This is a genomic window from Emcibacter sp. (genome assembly GCF_048269205.1).
Lineage (GTDB): Bacteria > Pseudomonadota > Alphaproteobacteria > Sphingomonadales > Emcibacteraceae > Emcibacter.
In genome coordinates this window covers 655,789-681,992 of the sequence record NZ_JBLXJC010000002.1, presented here as the reverse complement: position 1 = coordinate 681,992, position 26,204 = coordinate 655,789, and the positions used below count along the sequence as shown (strand labels likewise).

Sequence of the window (26,204 nt, the reverse complement as noted above, 5' to 3'; positions counted from 1 at the left end):
TTACTCTCTCCAGTATTTCCGTTTATTTCTTTAATTTTTTCTGCCGCTCCAGCTCATCTGCATGAGCCTGGTTATAAAACAGCGGCGCAAAAGTCTTCTTCAGTTCTTCGTTTTCCGGCAGGTGATCCGGTACGGCAGCGCGCATGGCGCTGGTCCGTGCTTCGACACCCTTGGCGAATTCGCTGTGGGTCAGGATATAAAGCTCGTCATTCTCGATTCCCTGTGCCACACGCTCGCCGATTTCTTCCTTGGTTTTATAGAGATGGAAGAAGTTGCCACCCTGCTGACGGCGCTTGTCGCTTTCCGCATAACCGGTGTCGGCCAGTTCGTCGGGGCGCGTCTTGCCGGCTTCGGCGATATTAGACTGAACCGGTCCCGGACAGAAGGCGGAAACGATCACGCCACGGTCTTCCAGTTCTGCACGCATGGCTTCGGCCATGCCGATGACGGCGGCCTTGGACGTGGTGTAAATGACTGTGCCCGGATGGGGCAGGAAGCCGGACATGGAGGCTGTATTGACGATATGGCCGCCTTCGCCATGGGACAATATGCGCGGCAGGATCGTCACAACGCCATTGATGGTGCCTTGCAGATTGACGCCCATGGTCCAGTCCCAGTCATCATAGCTGGCCATTTCCACGGGACCTATCACGGCCACACCGGCATTGTTGACCAGCATATGGATCTTGCCGAAGCGTTCCTCGGCGGCATCCGCCGCTGCTGCGAAAGCATCGCGGTCCATCACATTCAACTTGAGGGTCAGCACTTTATCTGGCTGGCCCAGTTCATTTGCGGCATCCTTGAGGTGATCGTCGCGGATGTCGGCAATCACCAGATTCATGCCGCGGTTAAGCAGGGCCATGGCAATGCCGAGGCCAATGCCGCTGGCGCCGCCGGTAATAAAGGCGGTTTTACCTGAAAGATTCTGCATTCAAATTCTCCTGAGTCTATTCGATAATTTATTCAGCTGGTTGTGGTTTTAACTGGTCGCCGTGGAGTTCCATGACGGTTGCTCTATATTGCTTGATGCTGAGCCAGAGGACAAAAAGGGCGATCGGGCTGATGACAGCATAGCTTGTGGCCATGGCATAACCGATCTGCATTTCGTCCTGGAATACATAGTTGGTAATGACGGCCAGAACGGTCGGCCCAAGGCCGTATCCAATCACATTAAGCCCGAACAGCACCAAAGCCGAGATCTGGCCGCGCATGCGATTCGGAATGGTCAGCTGGATGGCCGCATTCTGGGGGCCGAACAGCAGTGCGGTAAAAAACATGCCAATGCCATTCAATGTGGCGGACATCCAGCCATAGGGCATCAGCGGCGCCGCAATCATGAACGGCAGACTGGTAACCAGGGCGATCATTACCACCCGCATATTGGCATCGGCGTGACCTTGTCTTGTCCAGCGTTCGGCCAGCATGCTGCCGATTGTGGCGCCGATGGGCATGATAATCAGAAAGGTAAGGCCTGATACCAGGCCGACGGTTTCCACTGACCAGTTATAGGTACGCATGAAAAAGGCCGGGCCCCACATGCCGTGTCCGACGGCAACGATGGTGTTGAGGGCAATGCCGACAACAAGGGGAACATAAAGCCAGCGTTTTTCAACGACAAAGGCCACGACTTCGCTGATGGCAGGGGGGGTGCCCTGGATGCGGCGCACCGGTTCCTTCACAGTGAGCATCAGCAGGGAGACGATAAGCCCGGGGATGCCGACCAGGATAAAGGCCAGTTGCCACACGGCCAGTTCACCGAAAACGGGCAGTACAACAGGCGGAAGGTCTGCCAGAATCCCGACCAGGGTACCGCCGATCAGAATGGCGAGGCCGGTGCCGAGCATGAAACCGAAATTCAGGAAAGCCAGAGCCCTGGGCAGTTTATGTGGCGGGAAATAGTCGCCGAGCAGGGAAAAACTGGCCGGACCCGTGCAGGCCTCACCCACACCTACTCCAACACGGAAGGCGAACAAGGTGCCGAAACTTTTTGCGAATCCGCAGAGCGCCGTCGCCCCGCCCCACAGGGCCATGCCGACCGCAATCAGTTTCTTCCGGTTGCCGTGATCCGCAAAGCGGGCAATGGGCAGACCGGCGAACATATAGAACATGACAAAGGCGAATCCCATGATCAGGCTGAGCTGGGTGTCGCTAAGGTCGAGGTCCGCTTTGATATAGGGAACCAGCAGGGCAATAATGCCCCGGTCAAGGAAATTAACCAGAAGCGAAAGCGTGAGAATAAATACGGCATACCAGCCACGACGCGCACTTGGCCAGTCCGGCTCTACGTTCACCGGATGCAGGGTTCGAGTATCCATTGGTTTCTTTGACCTCCCATTGTTCCTAAAATTCAGTCCCTATATCTCTATTTTATGTATGCGTATTATTTTACATCAGTTAGTATTGCATACAATATCTCTTATAACATATCAGTTAGTATTGCATACTAATTTTTTTTGCTATAAGTCTTTTAAGGACTGAAGGCCTGTGGACTAGGGAGCAGGTATATAAATAATATAAAGGAGCGCATCATGTCTGAATCTGATCGAATTAAGGATCTTGAAGAGCAAGTAGCCGAATTAGCACAACGCCTGACCATCCGGGAGGACGAACAGGCCGTTCGCAAGTTGCAGCATCTCTATGGCTATCTCATTGATAAATGTCTGTATAATGAGACTGTAGACCTATTTACCGAGGATTGCCAGGTGCGATTCCATGGCGGTATTTTCAAGGGCAAGGCTGGTGCCCGGCGTCTCTATGTCGACCGGTTCCAGACCAGGTTTACCCATGGCAACAACGGTCCGGTAGACGGATTCCTGCTTGATCATCCGCAGATCCAGGATATCGTCGATATCCAGGAGGACGGCGTTACGGCACTGGGACGATTCCGCTCCATGATGCAGGCCGGACAGCACAAGGATTACGGTGACCCCCGTCAGTGGTGGGAAGGCGGAATCTACGAAAATGTATACAAAAAGGTGGATGGAGTCTGGCGAATCCATGTCCTCAACTACAATCCGCTGTGGCATGCCGACTTCGAAACCGGCTGGGCGAATACCAAACCGGTTTATGTGCCATTCCTGAGCGAAACCTATCCCGCTGATCCGGCCGGACCGGATGAACTGATTCCCCGGGATGAAATTTTCCTCTGGCCGACTCACAAGGTGGTACCGTTCCATAACCTGCATCCGGTTACCGGCGAGCCCATCGTGCCGGAACGCTGGCAGGGTGATATTGATCGCGAAAAGGCCGGGAAATGAGCAGCTACCCCTCACTGCATATGATCATCGACGGTGAACGCGTCTCCGGCGGCGGACGGCGCACGCACAAGGTGGTCAACCCGGCAACGGAAGAGGTTCTGGGCGAACTGCCGCTGGCGGATGAAAAGGACCTGGACCGGGCCCTCACTGCGGCGGACAAGGGGTTCAGGTTGTGGAAAAAATCCTCCCCCCAGGAACGGGCTGCGGTACTGCAGGGCGCGGCGCGGTTGCTCAGGGAACGAGCTGACGATCTGGGACGCGCGGCCACCATGGAAGAGGGGAAACCCTTTGGTGAGGCCCGTATTGAGGTGATGATTGCGGCCGGCTTGTTTGATTTTTACGCCGGGGAATGTCAGCGCATCTACGGCCGTATCCTGACCCGGCCTGAAGGCGGACAACGGTCCATGGTCACCAAGGTGCCGGTGGGCCCGGTGGCGGCCTTCGCGCCCTGGAACTTCCCGCTCGGCAATCCGGCCCGCAAGCTTGGCGCACCTATTGCCGCCGGCTGTTCGGTGATTATGAAGGCGGCAGAGGAAACACCGGCGTCCGCGCTTGGTATTCTGCAATCTCTGCTGGATGCGGGGCTGCCGAAAGAGGTGGCCCAGGCGGTCTTCGGGGTGCCTGACGAGGTCTCCCGCCATCTGCTGGCCTCACCCATCATTCGCAAATTGTCCTTCACCGGCTCGACAGTGGTTGGCAAGCAACTGGCCAAACTGGCGGCGGAAGACATGAAGCGGACGACCATGGAGCTTGGCGGCCACGGTCCGGTCCTGGTGTTCAAGGATGCGGATGTGGATCATGCTCTTGACGTCATGGCGGCGCACAAGTTTCGTAATGCCGGGCAGGTCTGTGTTTCCTCCACCCGCTTTATCGTGCAGGAAGATATCTATGACCGTTTTGTCAAAGGGTTTACCGAAAGGGCAGAGGCCGTCAAGGTGGGCAACGGCCTGGAGGAAGGAATCCAGATGGGTCCGATGGCCAATCCCCGCCGTCCCGAGGCGATGGAGCAGTTGGTCGGCGATGCGGTGGACGCAGGCGCGAAACTCCAGACCGGCGGCAAGCGAATCGGAAACCAGGGCTATTTTTATGCCCCGACCGTCCTGTCCGATATTCCGCTCACCACAAGAATCATGAACGAGGAGCCTTTCGGACCTGTTGCCCTGATCAATCCCTTCAAGACCGAAGAGGACGCGATTGCAGAAGCCAATCGTCTGCCCTATGGCCTGGCGGCCTATGCCTGGACCCGGGACGGCGCGCGTCAGAGACGACTCGCGGAAGAAGTGGAGACAGGTATGCTGGGTCTCAATTCGGTGATGATCGCCGGGGCGGATACGCCCTTCGGTGGTGTCAAATGGTCAGGACACGGCCATGAAGACGGTCCTGAAGGACTCGACGCCTGCCTTGTTACAAAAACAGTTCACGAAGGATAACAGTCATGACACATGAACTGAAAACCGGCGGCGATCGCGGCTATCTGCGCATTGCCACCGAAGAAGCCTTTGCCACCCGCGAACAGATTGACGCCTATCTCAGGATGGTGCGGGATGGTACCGCCGACAAGGGCATGGTGTCGCTCTGGGGGTTTTACGCCCAGTCACCATCCGAACGGGCCATGCTGATCATTGAACGGTTGCTGGATCTGGACAAACAGCGTCTGGCCGATATGGATGCCACCGGCATTGATGTGGCGATCCTGTCCCTGACCTCGCCGGGGGTGCAGCCGTTGCTGGATGCGCAAGAGGCCAAGGGCATGGTCGCCCGGGCCAATGATTACCTGGCCGAACGTTGCGAGGCCCATCCGACCCGCTTTGTCGGCATGACCAGCATTGCCCCGCAGGACCCGGAGTGGAGCGCGGCGGAAATTCGTCGTGGAGCAGAGCTTGGGTTCAGGGGAGTTATGGTCAACAGCCATACCCAGGGCGAATATCTGGACGATCCCAAATATGATCCCATCTTCCGGGCCCTGGCGGAGACCGGCCAGCCGCTCTATATCCATCCGCAGACGCCGCCGGACAGCATGATCGGTCCGATGCTGGAAGCGGGCCTTGATGGGGCGATTTTCGGTTTCGGAGTGGAGACAGGCATGCATCTTCTGCGTCTGATCACCATCGGTATTTTTGACCGCTATCCTGAACTCAACATCATTGTCGGTCATATGGGAGAGGCGTTGCCCTACTGGCTTTACCGGCTGGATTACATGCATCAGGCCGGCGTGCGCGCCAAGCGCTATGAACGCATGAAGCCGTTGAAGAAGAGCATCGCCGAATATATGCAGTCCAACGTCTATGTCACCACCAGCGGCATGGCCTGGGAACCGGCTATCAAGTTTGCCCAGGGCGTTCTTGGTGAAGACCGGGTCATGTATGCCATGGATTATCCTTATGAATATGTGGCGGACGAAGTGCGGACCCATGATCTTCTGGATATATCCGACGAGGTCAAAAAGAAGCTGATGCAGACCAATGCGGAGCATGTGTTTGGTCTGAAATAAAATACCTTTCGCGTTAAGTTTACTTGCCTCCCACTGTAAATGCGGGGCATTGTTCTCGCTCTCGCGGTGTATGTCTGAGAGGAAGATTATGAAAGAGGATGTCTCTACACACAAGCTTGGCGGCAAGGCGGCATGGTATGCCCTGACACTGATCGGTCTTTGCCAGGCCATGTCCATGGTGGACAGGCAGATACTCGCCATTCTGATGCCGCGAATCAAGGCGGACCTGAATATCGGCGATGCCGAGATGGGGTTGCTTTACGGCACGGTCTTTGCCCTGTTCTATGCGGTCTTTTCACTTCCCCTTGGGCGTCTTGCCGATGGCTGGATCAGGACAAAGTTGCTCGGGTTTTCCATCATCGGCTGGTCGGTCATGACCGCGCTTGGCGGACTTGCCAACGGCTTTGGGCTGCTGGCCATTTCCCGGCTTGGTGTCGGGGTTGGTGAGGCGAGTGTGCAGCCTGCCGGCATGTCCATTGCTACGGATATGTTCCCGAAAAAACAACGGGGCACAATCACGGCGATCATTGCTGCTTCAATTGCCTTCGGCCTTGGTGCGGCCCTTGCCGTCGGCGGGGCGGTGGCCGATGCCTGGGACGGCGCTTTCCCGCCGGGCAGTGAGCCGCTCGGCTTCAAGGGCTGGCAGGTGGCCTTTCTGGTTGCTTCCCTGCCCGGGTTTATCCTCGGTTACCTGATGCTGCGCATGCAGGAACCGCGCCGGGGACTGGCGGACGGGATTGATCACCATGATGACCCGCATCCGTTCCGGGAAAGCTGGCTGACACTGGCTTCCATCCTGCCGGGCCTTGTCTGGGCCACCATGGCCCGCCTCAGGGCGCGTGGCCGGGACTGGCTTGTCAATATCGGCGGACTGGCGGTTATCGTTTTGATCTCCCTGGGCATGGTTCACTGGACCAACGGCATGAGGGAGACAAATCCGGTGGCTCTGGCCGTTGGTGGTTTTGAGTTCGGCGGCAATGAATTGCAATGGATGGTGATCGGGTTCGGATCCTACGTCATCCTGTGCTGGATGCAGTCCCTGAAACTTCGGGACAAACCGTCATTCGAGCTGATTGTAAAAACCCCGTCCATGATCATGGTAATCATCATTGTTGCCCTGCAGACCATCATCAATTACGGCGTGATGGCCTGGACGGCCACTCATCTGATCCAGGCGTTTGGACAGAAACCCGCCGAGGTCGGGATTATGTTCGGTCCCATGATCGCCGCTATCGGTATGATCGGACCCTTGATCGCAGGGCCAGTTTCGGACTGGGCCAATAACCGGTTTAAAAGCGGGCGTCTTTATGTGACCTTTGCCAGCCTGGCGGTTTCCCTGCCTCTGGCGATTATCACCTTTAACACCACATCTGTCGGGATGTTTTATCTGAGTTTTGCCTGCTATGGCCTGATCCTGACCATGTGGCTGCCACCGTTTTATGCCACGCTGATGGACCTGGTGCTCCCGCGCATGCGCGGGACAGTGATGAGCTATTATATCCTGACCATGACCATCTTCGGGCTTGGCCTCGGTCCTTATGTGATCGGTCTGATGAGTGACATAAACGGCGGCGACCTGGCTGCGGCGATTCTGAACCTGTACTGGATTTCGCCTTTCCTGATTGCTCTGACGGCATTTCTGATCAGACGGCTGCCGAAGGATGAAAGCACGCTTCTGGACCGGGCACGTGCCGTGGGAGAAAAGGTCTAGAGACCGTAGCACTGCAACGTCGCATTAAAAGGGGAGGGTGATATGCGAAAACAAGTCGGGTTTCTTATCGTAGTGTTGGCAGGACTTTACGTCCTGCTTTCCTATCCGGTTCTGGCATCTGAACAAGGCTGTTCGTCACTGTCCGCTCTTTCGCTGAAGGACGTACGGATTACTGCCACAGAACAGGTGTCTGGCGGAGGGGAATGGGCATACCCGCCTTCTGTTTTCAACGTCATGGCGGGTCCCAACCCGGGTACCGAGGCGGCCTTTTGCCGGGTCGCCGGCTTCATAGAGAAAGAAATCGGGTTTGAGGTCTGGCTGCCGGCAAACTGGAACGAGCGTTTTCAGGCTGTTGGTAATGGCGGATTGACTGGTGCGATAAATTATCCCGCTATGAATGGCGCCGTTCTGGGTGGTTTTGCCACCGCTTCCACAGATACTGGACATGTGACTCCTGAGGATTTTTTTGATGCCAGCTGGATTGCCGGCCATCCGGACCGGGTGGAGAACTTCGGACATCGCGGACATCATCTTCTGGCGGTGACGGCCAAGAAAATCATTGCCGCATATTATGGCAGGGGACCGAAAAAGTCCTATTTCACGGGATGTTCTTCCGGCGGCTGGCAGGGACTGACCGAGGCCCAGAAATATCCGGAAGACTATGATGGAATTGTCGCCGGGGCGCCGGCGAATAATTTTATTCGTCTTCAAACCCGGGGCTTCTGGGTTGATGCGCTGGAACGGGAAAATCCCGATCGCCTTCTTGATGAAGCGGCCGTCAAGTTACTGGTCAGCGGCGCTTACGCCAAATGTGACCCGCTGGACGGGGTGCGCGATGGTATTATAAGCCATCCCAGAAGCTGTAGCTTCGATCCGATGGAACTGGTCTGCAAGGATGGCCAGAAGGAAGGGTGTCTCACCAGAATGCAGGCAGTTCATGCACAGGTGTTGTATGGTCCGGAGTCCACGAAGAAGGGCATGCCTCTTTACCCCGGCAATGCTTATGGCGCCTCGCCGTTCCTGGTCATTCCCACGGCCGAGGCCCAGCTTGCCCTGACGGAAATTGTGACGGCAGACGAGCGGGACTGGACACCGGAAACCTTTGATCCTGACCGGGATATTCCGGAGTTGGAGAAGAAGCTGGGCTCAAGCCTTTCGGCCTGGGAAACCGATTTGTCCGCCTTCCGGGCCCGGGGCGGCAAGCTGATTGTTTATCACGGCTGGACCGATCCCCTGCTGTCACCCTACAACAGCATTGCCTACCTGCAGGATGTGCAGAAGAAAATGGGGGATGTGGGCAATTTCTATCGTCTTTTCATGGTGCCGGGAATGGATCATTGTGCAGGAGGACCGGGCCCGAACCGTCTTGATACGGTAAAGGCGATTGTCGACTGGGTCGAAAAGGGGGCTGCCCCTGAAACGATGATTGCAACAGGTGCCGGGAAGGACAGAGCTATCAGAACCCGTCCGCTGTGTGTCTATCCGGAGGTTGCTCATTATAACGGCGGCGGTGATCCAGACATGGCAAAAAACTTTGAGTGCCGGTGACCGAAGTAGCACGGATCAATCGTAGAAAAAGCCCGCTATCCGTATGGAAAGCGGGCTTGATTTTTTGGGGGAGGTTTGTTTGGGATTGTTTATCGGTCTTTGTACGTTACTATCCCGCCTCCGGATTACATTAAGTGACTCGCCAGACCCACAGTTTGATGGTACTGGCATAGCGGGCGCCGGAGCAGACAAAAACCGACTTGTTGAGCCAGTCATATTTACCGCTGGGCGCGATAAATTCGGGTGTGGTGCGGAAGTAATATTCCGCCGGATCCACGTCCTCGCCTGCGGCAAGTCGCTGCATTACCTCGGCCGGGCCGTGACGTAGCCCGCGATTACGGATCTGGATCACGACGCCATCATCGGTTTTCAGGGCATACAGGGCGTCCACCACTGTCACCCCATCATTGCGGGTAAGTTGCCAGTCAGCGGCATTTCCCAGGAGCTCGCCCCGGATTTTCGGCCCCATAGCAGGGCCGGAAAATATCGGAATAATACGGCGGGTCCCATCGTCGGTCTTGCCAATCTCGATGGGCTGGCCAAGATTGGCGACTGCTTCGTAAACGAATTCCAGGCCTGGCTTATTGGCGCCCTCCGGGATCATCATTCGTCCCCAATAACGTCTGCATCGGCCCAGTTGCCGTGCAGGCCGAAACGCAGGCGCACCGGTATTTTGGCCGTGGCGACGGGGCCTTTTTCAATGTCCAGGGCATCGAAGATCAGCAGGTCGCTGCGGTGCTCTTCAAGCCGGTTGCAGATCTGGACGATCCAGCCGTCCCCTTCCGGGGCATCCTTGGAGCGGGGAACGAAGCAGGGCTCCTGCAGGCTTGAGGTGGGGCCGCACCACCATTTCTGTTCCTTGCCGGTTTCATGGTCGACCAGGCCCAGGGTATTCATCACATAACCGCCGGCGCTGCCGCCTTTCAGTTCGACCGGCTGGGACGGGTCGATGACCAGCAGCCAGCCGTAGCGGTATTTCAACCCCGTCATCCGGTCATCAATGCGCGGGAATTCGCCCATCATGTCTGTGAGGCGTGTACGGCTTTCAAATTCCTCGGAGTTGGAGGCCAGATCCACCGTCCAGCGGGTCAGGAAACTGGCCGCTTCCTGCGGATTGAAGGGGGCGCCGTGAATGTCCGGGAAGAAGGGGAACATATTGTTCTTTGCTTCAGGGGTGTCGAAATGAATTTTTGAGCCTTCCTGAAAAGCATTCATCACATGACTGGCAAACAGATTGGGTGCCTTGAACCAGCGGATATCTTCTGCTGTGGCATCGGGCCTGCGGGGCAGGACGCCCAGATATACCGGCATGGTCGTATCGAAACCGAAGTGAGGCAGTCCCTTTTCAAGCCGTTCCCAGTTGCTTGTGCTGGGGACCACGTGGAAAATGGCATAATCCTCGGTCACTGCAAAATCATGCATCATGGCGTAATAGGGGTTTTCGAACCAGATCTCATAGAGAAGTTTGTTGTCCGGAGAGATCTCGTAATAGGTCATGTCCAGCGTAAGTACCCCTTTGGAGGCATAACCGAAGGCGCACATGTTGCCGGTTTTTGGGTCGATTTTGGGATGCGCCGTGAAGGTCTCACCGGTCATTTTGCCGTCGAAATCCGTATAGCCGACGGTTTCCAGGGTCACCGGATCCATCACAAGGGCCGGGGAATCCTCCTTCATCCCATACAGCCTGCCGCCATGGACAAAGGCGTTGGTATTGGCCGTGCCGCGGATTTTGCCCTCAACACTTTCGTCGTCGGTCAGCGGATTACGATAGGCACCGAACAGGGCCTTGCCGGCTTCTTTTTCCAGTTTCCATTTGTCTGTTTTGGCCCAGCGCTGGCGAAAGTTTACCTTGCCGTCCTTGATGCGGAACTGGGTGATCATACCGTCGCCGTTAAAAGAAATATCGTCGCCCAGTTTCGGCGGGAATTGCGGGTCCGGCTGCACCCGGTAAAAGGCGCCGTTCATTTCTGCCGGGACTTCGCCGTCTATATCAAGATCGACAATATCGGCCTCTATGCGTGAAGGGGTGTTAAAGCCTGTGAAGCTCATCGTGTCTGGAAAATGGGTCATTTTTGGCGCCTCCCGTTGCCTGATGAAAACTCCCTGAAATCGTTTATTACAATCTTTTGTGTTGATAATTGTATGTGTAACAAACTATATTCAGATTGATACTTAATTCGGCCGGAAAATTCAAGGGTAATATTGGAGCATATTTCCGACCTTGCGTTAGGTATTTCTGTTTTTTTGAGGTAAGTTTCTGACGGGAAAGGAAATTGTCAGAAAAAGGGTGGAATGTATAAAATGTATACAATTAATGATGCATTGATGCCACACCACTCGGAAAAAATCTCTGAAAAACAGAAAATGAATACAAACTATGTATAGCATCCTTGCAGAAATTTGTTAGTATGTTATACAAACGTTAGGTGCCATAAAAGGCATCGGTAGTAAAAAATTTGGGAAGCAATCTTAGGGAGACAATCTTATGACAAGATGTCTTAGTCATGTATGGGAGGTATTTCTATGACACCAACATCACCTAAAATGAGTAAAAGTAATCGCATCGGCATGGTTTCGCTTGCCGCGCTGATGACAGCGGGAACATTTTCTCCTGCAGTGGCGCAGGAAGAAGAAGGCCTGATGACGCTGGAGGAAATTGTGGTTACGGCTCAGTTCCGTGAACAGAATCTCCAGGATACGCCGATTGCTATTACAGCCGTTTCCGGCGATATGCTGGAAGCGCGCAGCCAGACAAACATCGTTGACGTTGCCCTTCAGGCGCCGAACGTAACCTTGACTCAAGCTGGTGCGGCTTATGGTCCGTCCCTTGGCGGTGAAATCCGTGGTGTGGGTCAGTTTGACTTTAACCCCGCTTACGAGCCTGGTGTTGGTATTTATGTGGATGATGTCTATTATCCGATCCTGACCGGTTCCGTTATGGATCTTCTGGATCTGGAGCGTGTTGAAATTCTTCGCGGTCCACAAGGTACCCTGACCGGTCGTAACTCTATCGGTGGTGCCATCAAGCTGGTTTCAAAACGCCCAAGCGGTGAAAATGAAGGTTATGTGAGCGCTTCTTATGGTAGCCGTGATCTGATTGATATCCGCGCCAGCGGCGATTTTACCCTGGCGGACGGTCTCTATGCCCGTGTGTCGGGTGTGCATAAAGAGCAGAAAGGCTGGGTTGACCGGGTCGATTATGGTTGCGCCAATCCGGGGAACCCGGAAGGCATTGCCGCAATTTTGCCGTCGGCTGCCGGAAACTGTACTTTTGACTCCCTGGGTGGCGAGGGCTATTCAGCTCTGCGCGGCATGGTGAATTACGCGCCGGACGACAAACTGAATATTTTGATTACTGCTGATGTCACAAATGTTGACAGGACGGCCGCCGGTGAGGTTCTTTCTGTAAGTGAAAATAATCCGAATATGATTTGTGGCGATACCTGTAGCTATGCCTCTTATTTTCTGCCGGCAACAGGTACATCACCAGCAAACGTTCTCGATTCCCGCAGCCGCTTTAAAGGCTGGGGTGTGTCCGCAAATATTGACTATGCTCTGACAGACGAGTTGCAGATTCAGTCCATTACAGCATATCGTGAATTTAATGCCAAATGGGGCACGGATGACGATCAAACAGCCGATCCGGCTTTTGGCGCCGGTGGCTGGAACGACATGTCACATGATTTCTTCAGTCAGGAAATCCGCCTGAACGGCCAGATTTCAGATGGGATTGATTTCACGGTCGGTGCGTTCTATTCAGACCAGCTGACAACATATTTCACCCAGCAGGATATTCGCTATTTTGGACCGCTTCAGTTCTATGGCAATGATCCGATCAATGCCGACAGCTTTGCCGTCTTCGGTACGGTTATTGCAAGTGTCACAGACGAGCTGACCATTACAGCTGGTGTGCGCTATACAGAAGAAAGCAAGGATTATACCTTCGTTCGTAAGAACTTTGACGGCTCATTTAACCCCATTGTAGGGGGGCTTGACGGTCTTACGGCCGAGTATAGTGGCGACAATATTGATTACCGCCTGTCTGCAGATTACCGTTTTTCTGATAACCTCATGGCCTATGCGACAATTTCAACCGGCTTTAAAGGTGGCGGGGTCTCTGCCCGACCGTTTACGGCTACTCAGGCTACAGAAGGTGATTTCGATCTGGAAAAACTGACTGCTTACGAAATAGGTATCAAGGCTGATCCTTTCGAAAACGCACGCCTGAATTTGTCTTTCTTCTACAATGACTATACGGATGTGCAGATTCCGATCAGTGACTGTACGGCCTATGGCGGCGGTCCCTGTGGTGTACGACTGAATGGTGGTGACGCCAAATTCTGGGGTGTAGAAGCTGAGTTTGAGTACCAGCCAACAGAAGCCCTGAGCATTAATGCTGCCGTCAGTTATATCAAGAGCGAGTGGAAGTCTGTTGACCCACGGGCGACCAGCATCGATCTTAATGACCCGGTCAGTTCATCGCCCGCATGGCAGGCAACATTTGGGGCTCAGTATGTTGTGGACCTTGGAGAAAGCGGCAGCCTGACACCACGGGTTGATGTCTCCTATGTTGATGAGCGTTTCGCAGGCCGTGCCCTGGGTTTTGCCTCCTATCTGCCTAGCTACGTCATGGGTAATGCCCGTCTGACATGGCGCAATGCGGATGAGGACCTGGCCATCTCCCTGGCAGTGACCAATCTGTTTGACGAATATTATAAAACAGCTCAGTTCTCTACGCTTTATGCGTTCACAGGAACTTCCTATGATACTTTGGGTAAGCCGCGTGAGTGGATGCTAACCGTCAAACAGGACTTCTAAGGTTCTGTTGATTTAGAAAATATTGTGAAAGGGTGCCATGTGCACCCTTTCTTTATTTCCAGCAACATTTGGTCTTCTTTGGCATATCTGCAACTTACTGGGTTTATTCCGGGTGAAGGCCGCTGATTATTCAGGACAGAGATCATGAAACTTACACTTCCACCACGAGTTAGCCTGGCTGATTTCGATGCGGCGCTTAAAAAGTTTGAAGCGGTCGTCGGCAAGGAGTGGGTACTGGCGACGGACCAGGACAGGGACGTTTATTCTGATATTTACGCTCCGGGATCGGAGGAGGAATGGCCCGCCTCAGCGGCCGTGGCCCCTTCATCAGTGGAGGAAATCCAGGCGATCGTGCGCATTGCCAATGAATTTAAAACACCGTTGTGGCCGGTCTCCCGGGGAAAAAACCTGGGTTATGGCGCGGCGGCACCGCGCATGCCGGGATCAATTGTTCTTGATCTGGGCCGGATGACGAAAATTCACAAGGTCGACCCGGATCTCGGCTATTGTGTGATCGAGCCGGGTGTCAGCTTCTTTGATCTTTACGAACATATTCAACGCAACAATTATCCGCTGTGGATGTCGGTTCCAGGCAATGCTTGGGGATCCGTCATGGGCAATGCCCTGGACCACGGTATCGGGTATACCCCGTACGGACAGCATGCGCGGAATATCTGCGGCATGGAAGTGGTGCTGCCTGATGGGGACCTGGTTCGCACCGGGATGGGCGCCATGAGCAATAACCAGGCAAGTCACCTGTTCCCCTTCAGCTACGGGCCTAGCTGGGATCAGATGTTCACCCAGTCCAACATGGGCATTGTCACAAGCATGGGCATGTGGCTGATGCCGGCGCCGGAAACTTCCCTGCAAATGACCCTGGATATTCCCAACGAGGACGATATCGGCTGGGTGATTGACACTCTGGCGCCGCTGAAGATCAGCGGCCTGATCGATCAGTCGATCTTTGTGCCCAGTTGGCTCGGCAAGATCGTGCTTCTTGGGCAGCGGGGGGATTTCTGGGACAAGCCGGGGGCTATCCCGGAATGGCGCGTACAGGAACTTCTGAAGGAACACAAGCTTGGCTACTGGCAGGTGAGTCTCCGCCTTTATGGAGAGCGGGATGTGGTCCGGGCCAAGGCGGATGTGATCAAGAAAGCCTTCAGGAAACATATTCAGGCGGACTTCCTTGAGGAATGGTGGCAGACCGGGGATCCGGTCAATGCCATGGATACCACCATGGGCGTGCCGTCCGCCGTGGCCCTGCAGATGGGCGACTGGGTCGGGGGACGCGGTGCCCATATGGGATTTTCTCCGGTGGTGCCGGCCAATTCCAAGCATGTGATGCATCAGCTGAAACGCAGCCGGGCCATCATCGCGGCCCATGATGTGGATTTTTACGCCAGCTTTACCATCGGTGGCCGCTTTGCCAACAACATCAACATGCTGATGTATGACCGGGATGATGAGGCCCAGGTCCTGAACATCCGCAAAATGTTCAATGCCCTGATCGAGGATGCCCGAAAGTCTGGTTATGGTGAATATCGCACCCACCTGGGCTGGATGGACCCGGTGGCCGATACCTTTGATTTCAACAACCATGCCCTGCGCAGGTTGAATGAAAAGGTTAAGGACGCCCTGGACCCCAACGGGATTATTGCTCCGGGTAAACAGGGGGTTTGGCCCTCTGCTTTCAGAGGTCAGGCTGACAAGGGGGTAAGATCATGAAACGGATCGCTTTTGTTATGATCGCAGGTCTTGCCCTTAACGGATGCAATGACGCGGAAAAGTCTGAACAGACAGCTGCCAGCGCCCCGGGGCCTGCGATGCAGATGCCTCTTTATCAAATGCGCGCGGAGCTTCCCGAAGGCGACCGTCTGGCCTCTGAGGTGGACGGGGAAGTCCTGTTCTCCAATCGTTGCGGGGCCTGTCATCTGCCCGGTGGTATGGGCACCAACCTGCTGACCAAGCAGCGTGTGGAGGCAGGGTATCCTCCGGAAAGCGGATTGCTAGCCAACCGGGACGACCTGACAGCTGACTATGTCAAGGATGTGGTGCGTCACGGCAAGGTGGCCATGCCGCCGCAGACCCGGGTTGATGTGACCGATGCGGAACTGGAGAGGATCGCGGCGTTTCTGGAAGGAGAAGCGGAATGAGAATAACCAGGCGAAAGATGATCGCGGGTGCCGGTCTGGCCGGTGCGGCCATGGCCCTTGGCCCTTCTGCAGGCAGCCTGGCCACAACGGCAGGCCGGAAGGCTTCCCTTGCGATCTATGACAGCCGGCTGCCCCAGTCCCGGGTGTTTGCCCGGGAAATGGCCGGCCAGGGTCTGAAGATACTGGATATTGCCGGTGAGGATGCGGTGTTGTGGAGAACTATCCGCAGGATGGCAAGGACCCCAGGCGATGTGATCGGCCTGACCCGCTGGTCTGATCTTGTTCTGGTGCGCGGTTTCCTCGAGGAAGGCGGGCGCCGGATGAGTGCTGAAGAGGCTCTGCCTCATAGACGCCGGGCCGGATCAACAGGGTTTCTCTGGCGCATGGAAGGTTCTGCCAAAACATAATGGAGAATTTATTTTCCCCAGATGATTATTGTGTCACACTGCAGTTTGACACCATAGTTGACGGAACCCGTACTCCATGAAGCAAAAGAAAAACACCATCCTGATTGTTGATGATGAACCGCAGATCCGGAAGCTTCTGCGTATCACTCTTGAATCCGAAGGCTATAAAACCGAAGAGACGGACAATGGGCAACAGGCGATCCGCATGGCGGCATCGGTCAAGCCCGAGCTGATCCTTCTCGACCTGGGCTTGCCGGATATGGACGGCAAGGAAGTCATCGATATGATCCGGGAGTGGTCCCAGGTGCCGATCCTGGTCTGTTCCGTGCGCGACCTGGACAAGGAAGTCATTGATGCCCTGGGGCGCGGCGCCGACGATTATGTCACCAAGCCATTCAACCCCGATGTGCTGATTGCCCGTATCGAGGCCAGCCTGCGCAAATCTGCAACCCAGGAAGCGGGTGAGCCGGATCTGGTCAATGGGCGGGTTCGCATGGACCTGGTCCGGCATCAGGTGCTGCTTGACGGGGAGGAAACCTTCTTTACCCCGAAGGAATATGACCTGCTGCGCTATTTCATGGTCAACCGGGACAAGATGCTCACTCATCGCCAGATATTGCTGGATGTCTGGGGGCCCGCTCATGGCGACGACATGCAGTATCTCAGGGTTTATGTGAGCCAGATCCGTGAAAAAGTCGAACCTGATCCCAAAGATCCCACCTATATCGTGACCGAGCCCGGTATCGGCTACCGTATGATCGTGATGGACGACTAGCGCTACTGGTCCATCATGACAAAGCCTGATGATCCCCTGGCTATGGGAAGGAAGCTTCTGATACGACGGACGTGCGTTTGATTTCCGGTATCATTATTTGATCGGCCTATTGAATTTTTCCTCTATGACCTCCAGAAGGTCATCCATCATAAAGGGTTTTGTCAGATAGGCGTCTGCCCCCTTGCGGTAGGCCTCCGCGCGGGCCTCATGCTCCTTGCGGACAGTCAGGACAACAACGGTGGGGCTCTTCTCCCCCGTTGCCTTGATTTCAGGCAGGATATCCAGACCGTCCCGGTCAGGAAGCCCCAGATCAAGGACCACAAGATCCGGAGAGACGCTTTTGCAAAGCTCCAGCCCTTCCTCGGCTGTCGAGGCCTCATGGAAGTCTGCGCCAAGGGTTTTCAGCGAAATCCGCAAAAAAGTGCGAATAGAGGAGGTGTCGTCAATGGCGACAACATTCAGGCCTGTTAAACTCATAACTCATTACTCCTTTCCTGTACTCCCCTATTTCCGTCAGCTCCGGCACCTTTTGTGTCATTTTTGTCCGGGTATTCGGTGTATTCAAATATGCTGTTTTCTGCGTCGGGTTTCATATCCGGGAACCAGAGGGTAAATTCCGCGCCACCCTGTTCATGGTTTCCGACACTGATCCATCCATCCTGTTTTTCCATGATGGCCTTGCAAATGGCGAGCCCGAGCCCCGTGCCGGCAACCTGGCTGTCCGACATGCGCAGGCGCTCGTATTTGTCGAATATGGCTTCCTGTTTGTCTTCCGGGATACCGGGGCCAAAGTCCCTGATCCGGAAAAAGAAGTTTTTCTCCTCGGCGCCGTATTCCACAATAATGTCCCCGCCTTCAGGGGAATATTTGACCGCATTGTCGATAATATTCTGCAGGACCTGCTCGGTCATCAATAAATCCACATGCACCATCATGGAATTTTCGGGGGTCTGGACGGACAATTTATGTCTTCTCAACCTTTGGCGCAGCCTTTTTGTGACTGAATTCAGAATGTCAGCCGGATTGTGCCAGTCTCTGTCAAAGGTGATTTCACCGCTTTCGATCCGGGTCATGTCCAGAATATTGGAAATAAAACTGTCCAGCCTCTGCGCCTCGTCAAGCGCGGTTTCAATCAATTCGTCGGCCTGCTCCGGCTTCAGACGACCCGCATCCCTGATCCGCTGGTAAACACTTAGGGCGCCGATGACAGAGGCAAGCGGTGTTTTGAGGTCGTGGGAAACGCTGGACAACAAAAGGGCGCGCAGCTTCTCCCGTTCCTCCCGGATGCGGCTGTCGCTCATCATTTTCGTCAGTTCAATGCGTTCGAGAATGGCGGCAACCTGGTCTGCCAGGGCCGTGAGCAACCGACCGAAAGAAGTATCGAAACGCAGTTTGAGAGGAATTTTCACGCCCATCACACCCAGTGGTCCCTTGGGGGTAACCAGGGGTTCAAATCGCCAGGCGGTGTCAAACTTGTAGAAGGTGCCGAACCCGGTGCTTTGCAGATGTTCCCAACAGCTTTCCAGAGACTCCCTGTCCTTATCATCAAGATGGATTGGAACCGGGAAGCTTTCCTCCGATATTTCATCAGACAGGGGGGGCGGGAAGAAGAAGGCGACTTCCATATGTAGCAAATCGTCCAGCTCGTTCATGATTATTTTGAGCGCTTGTTCCCTGTTTTCCGCATCGCTGCTCAACCGGTGAATTCTAAAGAGCGCCTCACTGCGTTTCTCCCTTTGCAGGCCGGCGGTACTCTGGGCCCGGCTGACGCCACCCAATATGGACATAATGATGGCGGAGGTCAGGAAGAGGATCATGCCGATACCATCGGCCGAGCTGTTTATGGAAAAGGAGTGGAAGGGACGGATATATTCATAGTTGATGATCATAAAGCCGATGATGGCTGACAGGAGTCCGGCAATCAGCCCTTGTCTGAGGGCGGTAATGCTGCTGGCCATCAGAAAAAGAAGCGCCACATTATAGGTGTTCAACTGCCGCTCGATGGTCGGTACGAAAGACAATATGGCTTCTGCGCCAAGATAGGCTAGAAAGGTGGCGATAACGGCATACAAGATGTTTTTCAGGCTGATCTGGGGCAGCCGGAGGCGTTCCCGCCAGGTTGTTTCATAGTTCGTCCCGGAAAGAGGGACAATCTGTACAACACAGCGATCCCGGAGATCCCGGGCAAGATGTTCCGCAAGCGGTGTCCTGAAGCCGGTGAACAGCCCCTCCTTCGCGCTATAGCCAACAATAACCCTGTTAATCTCCCGGCCTTCCCGCAGGGCATCCAGGATAAACCCGGTAATACCCAGCCGCACGCTGGCGTTCTCCACTTCAAAAATGTCCGCTCCCATATGCTGGGCCGCTGTAATGAAGCTCATAAGAGTTTCTTTTCTGTCCCGGGGGCTAAGGCTGTCATCAGGGGTTGTCACATGCAGCACTGACCACCTGCATCCCGCTTCCCGGGCCTGGTTGGCGGCCTCTTTCAGGAGGGTGAAGGTCTTGGGGTGATCGTCTATGCACACCAATATGGTCTTTTTCTTGCTATGCGGCACTGTCGGGTCCTCTTCCGAACAATGGTAAACAGGGGCGTATAAATTTTCCATAAGGAAGAACAAAAAACGGCTGGAAAAGTCATCCAGCCGTTTTCTGAGGCGATATCGACCGGACATTATGGTCCGGAATGCACTTATTTGTCGTCGACAGCGTCTTCGATTTCGTCACCGGCGTCTTCGACGCTATCTGTAACCTCGTCGCCGGCTTCTTCAAGCTTGTCGCCAAGATCGTCGTCGCGGTCACAGGCCGCCAGCGGCATAACCAGTCCGGCAAACAGGGCGCTCATCAGAATTTTTTTACGTTTCAGTACATTGGTCAAAGCAGTCATTTTTAGTCTCCTTGTTTCAAAATATTATTTAATCAGGTACAGGGCAGCAATTGGCTGCCGGATTATTCAAGTGTGGCGCGCAGCATCCAGGCGGCTTCATCATGGATGGACATGCGTTCCACCATCATGTCTGCGGTTACCTCGTCTTCTGCATCTTCTGCCACTTTCAGGACCTTGCGGGCCCGGGCGGAACAGGTTTCGTGGGCTTTGAGAAGATTGCTCAGCATTTCTCCTGAAGAGGACGGGAGTTCCTTGTCTTCCTCCACATCGGAAAGTTTGCTGTATTCACTGTATGTACCGGGGGCAAAATGACCCAGTGCCCGAATTCTCTCGGCAATCTCGTCGCCGGCGGAATGGAGCTCCTGGTACTGCTCCTCGAACATCTTGTGAAGATCGCGGAACTGGGGACCTGTCACGTTCCAGTGATAGAACAGGGTTTTCATATAAAGGGAGTAGGTTGAAGCAAGACAGCCGGAAAGTGCTTCGGCAACCTTGAGGCGGTTTTTCTTCTGAACACCGATATTCACATCCTTGTCGTCAACCATTTTCAGGGTTGTGTTGGTCATTCTTTGTCTCCTTTCCAACGTGGTTCAATTTTAATCGGGCCGGGTTATCCGACCGGTTCCGCAGGGAAGTCCCGCGGCATCTGATGAAATAACCCTATCCTTTTTCCATCTCAGATCGCTGTAGGGAGAAGGGGGGACAAAAATAAAGAGAGGATAAATTTGCTCTGGAATATTTAATTAACTATCTGAAATATAATAATTTTTATGGGAAATTGATGAGAAAGGATCCTGCTGCCAATCGCGATCTGATGACGTTTCTGACAAATTTAACCCAGTCGCCGGGCACGAAGACGGGTCGCTTCAGGATCCAGATCTGGCCGGGACAGGCTGAAAGCCAATCATTAAATGTAAAGGAGATAGCAATGACTGCTGTTGAAAAAGAACTGAAGACACTGAAGAAGGATTTCGCCGAACTGAAGGAAATTCTGGCAGAGCAGGCCAAGGATAAGGCCTCCAACGGTCACGGCCGGTTCCATGTGACCCGTGACGAACTGCAGGCCATGGCCAGCCGCGCCGGCGAGAATGTCCGGGATTTCATCACCGACAAGAAAGAGCGGTACGAGGACGTGCGTGACAAATGTGAAACCACTGTCAAGGCGCATCCTTTTGCGACGACCGCTGCAGCTTTTACCGGCGGGCTTCTGATCGCCACGCTGCTGCGGAGGAAGTAATGTCCGCTGAAGTGTCAGAATTACTCAAAAGGCTGGCACTTGCCGTCCTGGGGCAGGCGCTTCCCGAAGCGTCCGCCCTGGACGACATTTTCCGTCACACCCGGAAGGGGTTTCTGTTCACCATTGTGACGGGAGTTCTCATTTCCGCCGGTCTCCTGCTGGCCTGTTTCGGTTTTTACCGTTTTCTGGTCACACAGGGGCTGACCATGGCAGTGGCTCTGTCCATTAGTCTCGGTCTTTTGATCCTGATGGCGGTTATTGCCACCCTCATTGCGGACCGGGCGTTTAGGCGTGTGGAGGAAACCCGTCGCCGGATCGGTTTTTTCCCGAAACCAAACCGGACAAAAGAGTCTGACCGGGACAAGGGTGGGAACTCATTGCTTGCCGGTGCGGATCTGGAGCCACAGGAACTACTGGCGGCCTTTCTGGAAGGTTTTCTTCAGGACAGCCACCGTGAAAAAACAAGTGAACTTGAAAACAATGGCGAATTGCCGCCCGATGTGACGGAACGAGCCACATTTACAAGTTTTCATCAACCTGATTCCAGGCGCTGATGTCGAAAACCGTCAATTAGGATGGTGATAAAAGGCGGGAGACAGAGAATGAATTACGCCGAACAAAGAAATACCTATCTTGGACTGATCTGCATTGTTGTCGCTTTTCTGGTGGTGCACTGGCTCAAGCCCGTGCTCATGCCTCTGGTGGTTGCGCTGTTCATGATTACAGTTGCCTGGCCCATCAACAATCTTCTGAAGTCGGTTTTTCCCAAGCATGTCAGTCATGTGTTATCCTATGCCGCGCTGGGCGCCATTCTTGCGGCCTTTGGCGGTGTGGTCTATCTGGCCATCTCCCAGTTTACAGGCCAGATTTCCGGATATCAGGAACAAATACTCGCCCTTATCAAACAGGGCAGGGAGTTCATGGATGATGCGGGGCTGCCGGTACCGGATGAAGTCCAGGCAGACCAGTTGCAGGGCATTTTCGCGCCGGTAATGGATGTTTTCTACTCCTCGCTCGGTCATTGGGTCCTGATCACGGGCCTCGTGCTGCTCGGCCTTCCCGAGATGGTCTATTGGGAAGACAAGCTCAAGAACTGCCTTGGCGAAAGGAACGGCAACAAGTGGCTTGATGCCGCAGAAGAAGCAGCCACATCTTTCCAGAAATATATGATCGTCATGACCCTGATCGGATTTTTTGCGGCGGCGATGACAACCCTTTTCTGTTGGGCGGTGGGCCTGGATTTTGCCCTGTTGTGGGGACTGATGGCTTTTGTGATGAATTTTATTCCGGTCTTGGGATCCATGTTCATGCTGTTGCCGCCGACCCTGATGGCTTTTCTGCAGTTTACCGACCCGGACCAGGTGCTGCTGGTGTTTTCCGGCATGGCCATAATCCAGTTTATCATGGGCAATGTTATTGATCCCCATTTTCAGGGAAAATTCCTGTCCATGTCACCGGTGGTCATTCTGCTCAGCATTGCCTTCTGGGGCTTTCTCTGGGGTGTGCCCGGTGCCTTCCTGGCTGTCCCGCTGACCCATATTTTCATGATCACCTGCTACCAGTTTCCTTCCACGCGGGCCATTGCCTGCCTGCTGTCCGAGGGGGAGGGAACCAGTCTGGCGTAGCCCTTTATGCCGCCTTTATATCTTTGCCCGTGAGCGGGTATCGATCCCTGAGGACAGAATGAATAGGCTTTGAATACAGGCGATGAACGCCTCGAAACTCACGAGAGGAGAACTGGATGTTTTCGAAACTGAAATTTACTGCCGTCATTGCGGCCTTTTTGTTCGGCACTGCCGCCTGCAGCACCGTGGAAGGGCTTGGCAAGGACATCGAATCTGTTGGTGAGGGAACCCAGGACGTCGCCAACTAACCGGAATGGTCCGGACCGGGGCTGGGCGTTCTACTGACCGCCGGCTCCCTGAATTTTCTCAATCTGGAATAGGAGAATAGATATGTTACGTTTGGCCCTTATGTTTTTTATTGTAGCGATTGTCGCCGCCCTGTTTGGTTTTGGGGGTATCGCTGCCGCTTCCGCTGAAATCGCTCAGTTCATTTTCTTTGTCTTTGTGGCCCTGCTGGTTCTGGCCCTGATCTTTGGCGCCCTTGATGCCCGCGCCGGCCCGCGATTATAAGCACTGACAATCAACAGGCCATATCCGGAAAACCCCCGCTGAGTTTGTCAGCGGGGGTTTTGATATTCCTTCGGCAGAAGAAAACAGGGCTATATGCCGGTGGGATAAGTCTCGTCCAGTTCCCCCTTGTGGGCATGCATGGTGGTTGGCAGGGGCTCCACCGCTTCCGTTTCGTCATAATGAATCATGAAGTCGAACTGTTCCGGTAATGTGCTCTCGAAATAGTGGCTCTGGCGCTCGGTCTGCGGACGGTAGATCACACCAATGGCGCGCTGTAGCCGGGGTTGCATCAAACCGTCAGCTACTGGGCCGTCTTCCCGCAGGTTGAGCAGGAATTTCTTGTGGTTCACATGATGGAACAGTTCCTCATAGCTTCCGGCGATGGGGGGCAGAACGGTTTTTGTTTCTGCAGGTTCATCCCAGTCGGAAGCCGCCGTGACGGTGCCGCGACAGGTGGAAAGGCCAACCAGAAGTGCTTCCTGGCCATAATGTTCCCGGGCAAGCTGACCAATGTTGAATTCGCCCCGCCGGCCCATTTCCGTGGCCCCGGCATTGCCCACATGGGAATTATGGGCCCAGACCACGATTTTTGCCTGTCGGCCCAACTGGTCGGATAAATGGCGGGACAGACTGTCGAGAGTATCGAACATATGCTGATCCCGCAAATTCCAGGTGTTGGGGTGCCCGCGATAGAGGGCCCGGTAATATTCCTCGGCGCTTTTGACCAGTTCAGCATTGCGCAGACTGCTGTAATATTCTTCCCTGGCGGCAAAGCCGTCCCGTTCCAGATAGGTGATGGATTTATCGCGCAGGTCCAGCAGTTGCCGGACGATGTCGTCTTCGCAGGAGTCCGCCATCCCCTTGCGTATGGCATAGCCGTAGGACTGTGGATTATCCATAAAGTGATAAAGGCATCCGTAACGCTCTCGCGCATGCCTGGCCTGTTCGGGGTCAACCTGGTCCAGATAGTCGATGACCGCATGAATGGAAGTATTCATGCTATAGAGATCAAGGCCGTAGAAACCCACAGGTCTTGTCCGCCGGGCCTGGTCCGGGTTGGCGGAAATATACCTCTGGTTATAGTCGTGCAGCCAGTGGACAAAATGCTCCAACTCCCGGTTACGCCACATCCAGGTGGGAAAGCGTTCGAAATCGGCCAGCGCCTGGTCGGCGGATTGGTCGTTCCCCATCTGGGACACATAGCGATTGATGCGGAAAGCGTCGGGCCAGTCGGCCTCCACGGCCACGGCGTCAAAAGACCTCTCGGAAATCAGCCGTTCCGTGATTTCCGCCCGGGCGCGATAGAATTCCTTGGTACCGTGCGAGGCTTCGCCAATCAGGACGTAATGGTGGTTGCGGGCCGCATCAATGATCTCGTCATAATCCTGCAATCCACCGCCAAGAGGGCGGGCGTATTTTTCCAGAGCCCCTATGAGGGCCTGGTCGGGCGTCGGAATGGACATATTGCACCTCATTTCAGGAAATGAGGGGACAGTATAACCTTTTTTCCGGCTTCAGGATATGACGTGTGTCAATACTGCAGGAGCCTGCCGGTCAGATCGCGCCTTTGTCCCGAAGGGTGCGAAGGGTCTTCCCGTCAAGGCCCAGTATATCTTGCAGTATCTCGTCAGTATTTTCCCCCAGCCGGGGTGGCGCCTTGTCATAACTGACCGGTGAATCGGACAGGCGCAGCGGGCTGGCGACCCCGGGCACAGTGCCGTAAGTTGCGTGCGGCAGATCCTTGCGCAGTCCCCGGGCGATAACCTGGGGATCCTGGAAGACGTCTTCCAGTGTGTTGATCGGGCCGCAGGGTACTGACACACCTTCCAGCAGGTCATAGAGTTCCCCGCTTGACACCTTGCGTGTCATTTCCTCGATCAGCGACACAAGTGTTTCGCGGTTGCCGACCCGGTCGGCATTGGTTTTGAAGCGGGGGTCATCGGCCAGCGCCGGATTGCCCAGCACTGTGACCAGTTTGCGGAACTGATTGTCGTTGCCCACAGCGATGACCATATGGCCGGTCTTTGTGGGGAAGGCCTGATAGGGCACGATTGCCGAATGACCATTGCCGAGACGGACGGGGGAGGTGCCGCTGACCAGATAGCTCAGGGCCTGGTTGGCCATATTGAAGACCTGGCTGTCCAGCAGGGCCATGTCGATATGCTGGCCGCGACCGGTGCGCTGGCGCTGATGCAGGGCGCCGAGGACGGCGATGGCGGCATAAAGTCCCGTGCCGATATCGGCCATGGCGACCCCGGCTTTCTGGGGGCCGCCGCCCGGCAGGTCATCCCTTTCGCCGGTCACGCTCATCATGCCGCCCATGGCCTGGATCATGAAGTCATATCCGGCCCGCGGCGCATAGGGGCCGGTCTGGCCGAAGCCGGTGATGGAGCAATAGACCAGCTGCGGATTGACTTCTTTCAGGCTTTCATAGTCCAGTCCGTATTTCTTCAGGCCGCCGAGTTTGTAGTTCTCCACCAGTACATCCGCCTTTTTGGCAAGTTCGCGGATGATATCCTGTCCTTCCGGTGTGGAAATATTGACGGTCACGGAATCCTTGCCGCGATTGGCGCAGAGATAATAGGCCGCATCGCCCGGCGCCCCGGTTTCCGGATCGGTGACAAAGGGTGGACCCCAGCCGCGGGTATCGTCCCCTTCGCCGGGTTTTTCCACCTTGATGACCCGGGCGCCGAGATCGGCCAGGGTCTGTGTTGCCCACGGACCGGCCAGAACCCGGCTCAGATCCAGAACGATGATGTCATCCAGAGCACGCATGATACTTGATTAC

The 26,204-nt window shown here is 54.8% G+C and carries 25 protein-coding genes; 15 read left to right on the top strand and 10 right to left on the bottom strand.

Annotated elements, in window-relative coordinates; translation table 11 throughout:
- Window positions 1–22: 22 nt before the first annotated feature.
- Together ACN0YD_RS12055 and ACN0YD_RS12050 are read right to left on the bottom strand one after the other, a co-directional pair.
- A complete protein-coding gene (locus ACN0YD_RS12055; RefSeq protein ID WP_417320094.1) occupies window positions 23–931 on the bottom strand; it encodes an SDR family oxidoreductase in 909 nt (302 codons plus the stop codon).
- A gap of 28 nt (window positions 932–959) precedes the next feature.
- Window positions 960–2,315 (bottom strand): spinster family MFS transporter, encoded by a 1,356-nt coding sequence (locus ACN0YD_RS12050; RefSeq protein WP_417320092.1) that lies wholly within the window; start codon window positions 2,313–2,315, stop codon window positions 960–962.
- Window positions 2,316–2,528: 213 nt separating this feature from the next.
- Here ACN0YD_RS12050 and ACN0YD_RS12045 point away from each other — a divergent pair, with 213 nt between their 5' ends.
- The 5 genes from ACN0YD_RS12045 (at window position 2,529) to ACN0YD_RS12025 (ending at window position 9,007) form a co-directional block, all read left to right on the top strand.
- Complete coding sequence (locus tag ACN0YD_RS12045; RefSeq protein WP_417320090.1) at window positions 2,529–3,257, top strand: nuclear transport factor 2 family protein; 729 nt, start codon at window positions 2,529–2,531, stop codon at window positions 3,255–3,257.
- A complete protein-coding gene (locus ACN0YD_RS12040) occupies window positions 3,254–4,687 on the top strand; it encodes an NAD-dependent succinate-semialdehyde dehydrogenase (RefSeq protein WP_417320088.1) in 1,434 nt (477 codons plus the stop codon). The genes ACN0YD_RS12045 and ACN0YD_RS12040 overlap by 4 nt, the downstream gene beginning before the upstream one ends.
- A 5-nt stretch (window positions 4,688–4,692) precedes the next feature.
- Window positions 4,693–5,748: an amidohydrolase family protein gene (locus ACN0YD_RS12035; protein ID WP_417320086.1), complete on the top strand. Its 1,056-nt coding sequence runs from the start codon at window positions 4,693–4,695 to the stop codon at window positions 5,746–5,748.
- Between the two features lie 88 nt (window positions 5,749–5,836).
- On the top strand, window positions 5,837–7,459 hold the full coding sequence (locus ACN0YD_RS12030) for an MFS transporter (RefSeq protein ID WP_417320084.1): 1,623 nt from the start codon (window positions 5,837–5,839) through the stop codon (window positions 7,457–7,459).
- Window positions 7,460–7,501: 42 nt separating this feature from the next.
- Complete coding sequence (locus ACN0YD_RS12025) at window positions 7,502–9,007, top strand: tannase/feruloyl esterase family alpha/beta hydrolase (RefSeq protein WP_417320083.1); 1,506 nt, start codon at window positions 7,502–7,504, stop codon at window positions 9,005–9,007.
- 130 nt (window positions 9,008–9,137) lie between these two features.
- Here the strand turns inward: ACN0YD_RS12025 and ACN0YD_RS12020 are convergent, their stop codons facing one another.
- Together ACN0YD_RS12020 and ACN0YD_RS12015 are read right to left on the bottom strand one after the other, a co-directional pair.
- Window positions 9,138–9,614, bottom strand: coding sequence for a DUF3237 domain-containing protein (locus ACN0YD_RS12020; RefSeq protein ID WP_417320081.1), 477 nt, complete (start codon window positions 9,612–9,614; stop codon window positions 9,138–9,140).
- Window positions 9,611–11,077 (bottom strand): carotenoid oxygenase family protein, encoded by a 1,467-nt coding sequence (locus ACN0YD_RS12015; protein WP_417320079.1) that lies wholly within the window; start codon window positions 11,075–11,077, stop codon window positions 9,611–9,613. The genes ACN0YD_RS12020 and ACN0YD_RS12015 overlap by 4 nt, the downstream gene beginning before the upstream one ends.
- Before the next feature lie 474 nt (window positions 11,078–11,551).
- Between ACN0YD_RS12015 and ACN0YD_RS12010 the strand changes: the two genes are divergently transcribed.
- The 5 genes from ACN0YD_RS12010 (at window position 11,552) to ACN0YD_RS11990 (ending at window position 17,160) form a co-directional block, all read left to right on the top strand.
- Window positions 11,552–13,825, top strand: coding sequence for a TonB-dependent receptor (locus tag ACN0YD_RS12010; RefSeq protein WP_417320075.1), 2,274 nt, complete (start codon window positions 11,552–11,554; stop codon window positions 13,823–13,825).
- Between the two features lie 144 nt (window positions 13,826–13,969).
- A complete protein-coding gene (locus tag ACN0YD_RS12005; RefSeq protein WP_417320073.1) occupies window positions 13,970–15,550 on the top strand; it encodes an FAD-binding protein in 1,581 nt (526 codons plus the stop codon).
- The gene (locus ACN0YD_RS12000) at window positions 15,547–15,978 is read left to right on the top strand and encodes a c-type cytochrome (protein ID WP_417320071.1); all 432 of its coding nucleotides are present in this window, start codon (window positions 15,547–15,549) and stop codon (window positions 15,976–15,978) included. The genes ACN0YD_RS12005 and ACN0YD_RS12000 overlap by 4 nt, the downstream gene beginning before the upstream one ends.
- Window positions 15,975–16,385 carry a hypothetical protein gene (locus ACN0YD_RS11995; RefSeq protein ID WP_417320069.1) on the top strand — a complete coding sequence of 137 codons (411 nt, stop codon included), beginning with the start codon at window positions 15,975–15,977 and terminating at the stop codon, window positions 16,383–16,385. Before ACN0YD_RS12000 ends, ACN0YD_RS11995 begins: the two co-directional genes overlap by 4 nt.
- A gap of 76 nt (window positions 16,386–16,461) precedes the next feature.
- Window positions 16,462–17,160: a response regulator gene (locus ACN0YD_RS11990; RefSeq protein ID WP_417320067.1), complete on the top strand. Its 699-nt coding sequence runs from the start codon at window positions 16,462–16,464 to the stop codon at window positions 17,158–17,160.
- Window positions 17,161–17,253: 93 nt separating this feature from the next.
- Here the strand turns inward: ACN0YD_RS11990 and ACN0YD_RS11985 are convergent, their stop codons facing one another.
- From ACN0YD_RS11985 to ACN0YD_RS11970, 4 genes are all read right to left on the bottom strand, one after another.
- Window positions 17,254–17,637, bottom strand: coding sequence for a response regulator transcription factor (locus tag ACN0YD_RS11985; protein WP_417320065.1), 384 nt, complete (start codon window positions 17,635–17,637; stop codon window positions 17,254–17,256).
- Window positions 17,634–19,832 (bottom strand): ATP-binding protein, encoded by a 2,199-nt coding sequence (locus ACN0YD_RS11980; RefSeq protein WP_417320063.1) that lies wholly within the window; start codon window positions 19,830–19,832, stop codon window positions 17,634–17,636. Before ACN0YD_RS11980 ends, ACN0YD_RS11985 begins: the two co-directional genes overlap by 4 nt.
- A gap of 17 nt (window positions 19,833–19,849) precedes the next feature.
- Window positions 19,850–20,044 (bottom strand): hypothetical protein, encoded by a 195-nt coding sequence (locus ACN0YD_RS11975; protein WP_417320061.1) that lies wholly within the window; start codon window positions 20,042–20,044, stop codon window positions 19,850–19,852.
- A 62-nt stretch (window positions 20,045–20,106) separates the two neighbouring features.
- Complete coding sequence (locus tag ACN0YD_RS11970; protein ID WP_417320059.1) at window positions 20,107–20,610, bottom strand: Dps family protein; 504 nt, start codon at window positions 20,608–20,610, stop codon at window positions 20,107–20,109.
- A 362-nt stretch (window positions 20,611–20,972) separates the two neighbouring features.
- Here ACN0YD_RS11970 and ACN0YD_RS11965 point away from each other — a divergent pair, with 362 nt between their 5' ends.
- From ACN0YD_RS11965 to ACN0YD_RS11945, 5 genes are all read left to right on the top strand, one after another.
- On the top strand, window positions 20,973–21,281 hold the full coding sequence (locus tag ACN0YD_RS11965; protein WP_417320057.1) for a DUF883 family protein: 309 nt from the start codon (window positions 20,973–20,975) through the stop codon (window positions 21,279–21,281).
- Window positions 21,281–21,835 (top strand): hypothetical protein, encoded by a 555-nt coding sequence (locus tag ACN0YD_RS11960; protein WP_417320055.1) that lies wholly within the window; start codon window positions 21,281–21,283, stop codon window positions 21,833–21,835. Before ACN0YD_RS11965 ends, ACN0YD_RS11960 begins: the two co-directional genes overlap by 1 nt.
- A 48-nt stretch (window positions 21,836–21,883) precedes the next feature.
- Window positions 21,884–22,906 carry an AI-2E family transporter gene (locus tag ACN0YD_RS11955; RefSeq protein WP_417320053.1) on the top strand — a complete coding sequence of 341 codons (1,023 nt, stop codon included), beginning with the start codon at window positions 21,884–21,886 and terminating at the stop codon, window positions 22,904–22,906.
- Between the two features lie 116 nt (window positions 22,907–23,022).
- Window positions 23,023–23,154, top strand: a complete 132-nt coding sequence (locus tag ACN0YD_RS11950; protein ID WP_417320051.1) for an entericidin A/B family lipoprotein — start codon at window positions 23,023–23,025, stop codon at window positions 23,152–23,154.
- 82 nt (window positions 23,155–23,236) lie between these two features.
- Window positions 23,237–23,416: a DUF1328 domain-containing protein gene (locus tag ACN0YD_RS11945; RefSeq protein WP_417320049.1), complete on the top strand. Its 180-nt coding sequence runs from the start codon at window positions 23,237–23,239 to the stop codon at window positions 23,414–23,416.
- Between the two features lie 89 nt (window positions 23,417–23,505).
- Here ACN0YD_RS11945 and ACN0YD_RS11940 read toward each other — a convergent pair whose 3' ends face one another.
- A complete protein-coding gene (locus ACN0YD_RS11940; RefSeq protein WP_417320047.1) occupies window positions 23,506–24,879 on the bottom strand; it encodes an erythromycin esterase family protein in 1,374 nt (457 codons plus the stop codon).
- Between the two features lie 91 nt (window positions 24,880–24,970).
- Complete coding sequence (locus tag ACN0YD_RS11935) at window positions 24,971–26,194, bottom strand: CaiB/BaiF CoA transferase family protein (RefSeq protein WP_417320215.1); 1,224 nt, start codon at window positions 26,192–26,194, stop codon at window positions 24,971–24,973.
- Between the last annotated feature and the right edge of the window lie 10 nt (window positions 26,195–26,204).

Coding starts and splice junctions, on each gene's coding strand:
- ACN0YD_RS12055 (WP_417320094.1), bottom strand. CDS start 931: ATGCAGAATCTTTCAGGTAAAACCGCCTTTATTACCGGCGGCGCCAGC.
- ACN0YD_RS12050 (WP_417320092.1), bottom strand. CDS start 2,315: ATGGATACTCGAACCCTGCATCCGGTGAACGTAGAGCCGGACTGGCCA.
- ACN0YD_RS12045 (WP_417320090.1), top strand. CDS start 2,529: ATGTCTGAATCTGATCGAATTAAGGATCTTGAAGAGCAAGTAGCCGAA.
- ACN0YD_RS12040 (WP_417320088.1), top strand. CDS start 3,254: ATGAGCAGCTACCCCTCACTGCATATGATCATCGACGGTGAACGCGTC.
- ACN0YD_RS12035 (WP_417320086.1), top strand. CDS start 4,693: ATGACACATGAACTGAAAACCGGCGGCGATCGCGGCTATCTGCGCATT.
- ACN0YD_RS12030 (WP_417320084.1), top strand. CDS start 5,837: ATGAAAGAGGATGTCTCTACACACAAGCTTGGCGGCAAGGCGGCATGG.
- ACN0YD_RS12025 (WP_417320083.1), top strand. CDS start 7,502: ATGCGAAAACAAGTCGGGTTTCTTATCGTAGTGTTGGCAGGACTTTAC.
- ACN0YD_RS12020 (WP_417320081.1), bottom strand. CDS start 9,614: ATGATGATCCCGGAGGGCGCCAATAAGCCAGGCCTGGAATTCGTTTAC.
- ACN0YD_RS12015 (WP_417320079.1), bottom strand. CDS start 11,077: ATGACCCATTTTCCAGACACGATGAGCTTCACAGGCTTTAACACCCCT.
- ACN0YD_RS12010 (WP_417320075.1), top strand. CDS start 11,552: ATGAGTAAAAGTAATCGCATCGGCATGGTTTCGCTTGCCGCGCTGATG.
- ACN0YD_RS12005 (WP_417320073.1), top strand. CDS start 13,970: ATGAAACTTACACTTCCACCACGAGTTAGCCTGGCTGATTTCGATGCG.
- ACN0YD_RS12000 (WP_417320071.1), top strand. CDS start 15,547: ATGAAACGGATCGCTTTTGTTATGATCGCAGGTCTTGCCCTTAACGGA.
- ACN0YD_RS11995 (WP_417320069.1), top strand. CDS start 15,975: ATGAGAATAACCAGGCGAAAGATGATCGCGGGTGCCGGTCTGGCCGGT.
- ACN0YD_RS11990 (WP_417320067.1), top strand. CDS start 16,462: ATGAAGCAAAAGAAAAACACCATCCTGATTGTTGATGATGAACCGCAG.
- ACN0YD_RS11985 (WP_417320065.1), bottom strand. CDS start 17,637: ATGAGTTTAACAGGCCTGAATGTTGTCGCCATTGACGACACCTCCTCT.
- ACN0YD_RS11980 (WP_417320063.1), bottom strand. CDS start 19,832: ATGTCCGGTCGATATCGCCTCAGAAAACGGCTGGATGACTTTTCCAGC.
- ACN0YD_RS11975 (WP_417320061.1), bottom strand. CDS start 20,044: ATGACTGCTTTGACCAATGTACTGAAACGTAAAAAAATTCTGATGAGC.
- ACN0YD_RS11970 (WP_417320059.1), bottom strand. CDS start 20,610: ATGACCAACACAACCCTGAAAATGGTTGACGACAAGGATGTGAATATC.
- ACN0YD_RS11965 (WP_417320057.1), top strand. CDS start 20,973: ATGACTGCTGTTGAAAAAGAACTGAAGACACTGAAGAAGGATTTCGCC.
- ACN0YD_RS11960 (WP_417320055.1), top strand. CDS start 21,281: ATGTCCGCTGAAGTGTCAGAATTACTCAAAAGGCTGGCACTTGCCGTC.
- ACN0YD_RS11955 (WP_417320053.1), top strand. CDS start 21,884: ATGAATTACGCCGAACAAAGAAATACCTATCTTGGACTGATCTGCATT.
- ACN0YD_RS11950 (WP_417320051.1), top strand. CDS start 23,023: ATGTTTTCGAAACTGAAATTTACTGCCGTCATTGCGGCCTTTTTGTTC.
- ACN0YD_RS11945 (WP_417320049.1), top strand. CDS start 23,237: ATGTTACGTTTGGCCCTTATGTTTTTTATTGTAGCGATTGTCGCCGCC.
- ACN0YD_RS11940 (WP_417320047.1), bottom strand. CDS start 24,879: ATGTCCATTCCGACGCCCGACCAGGCCCTCATAGGGGCTCTGGAAAAA.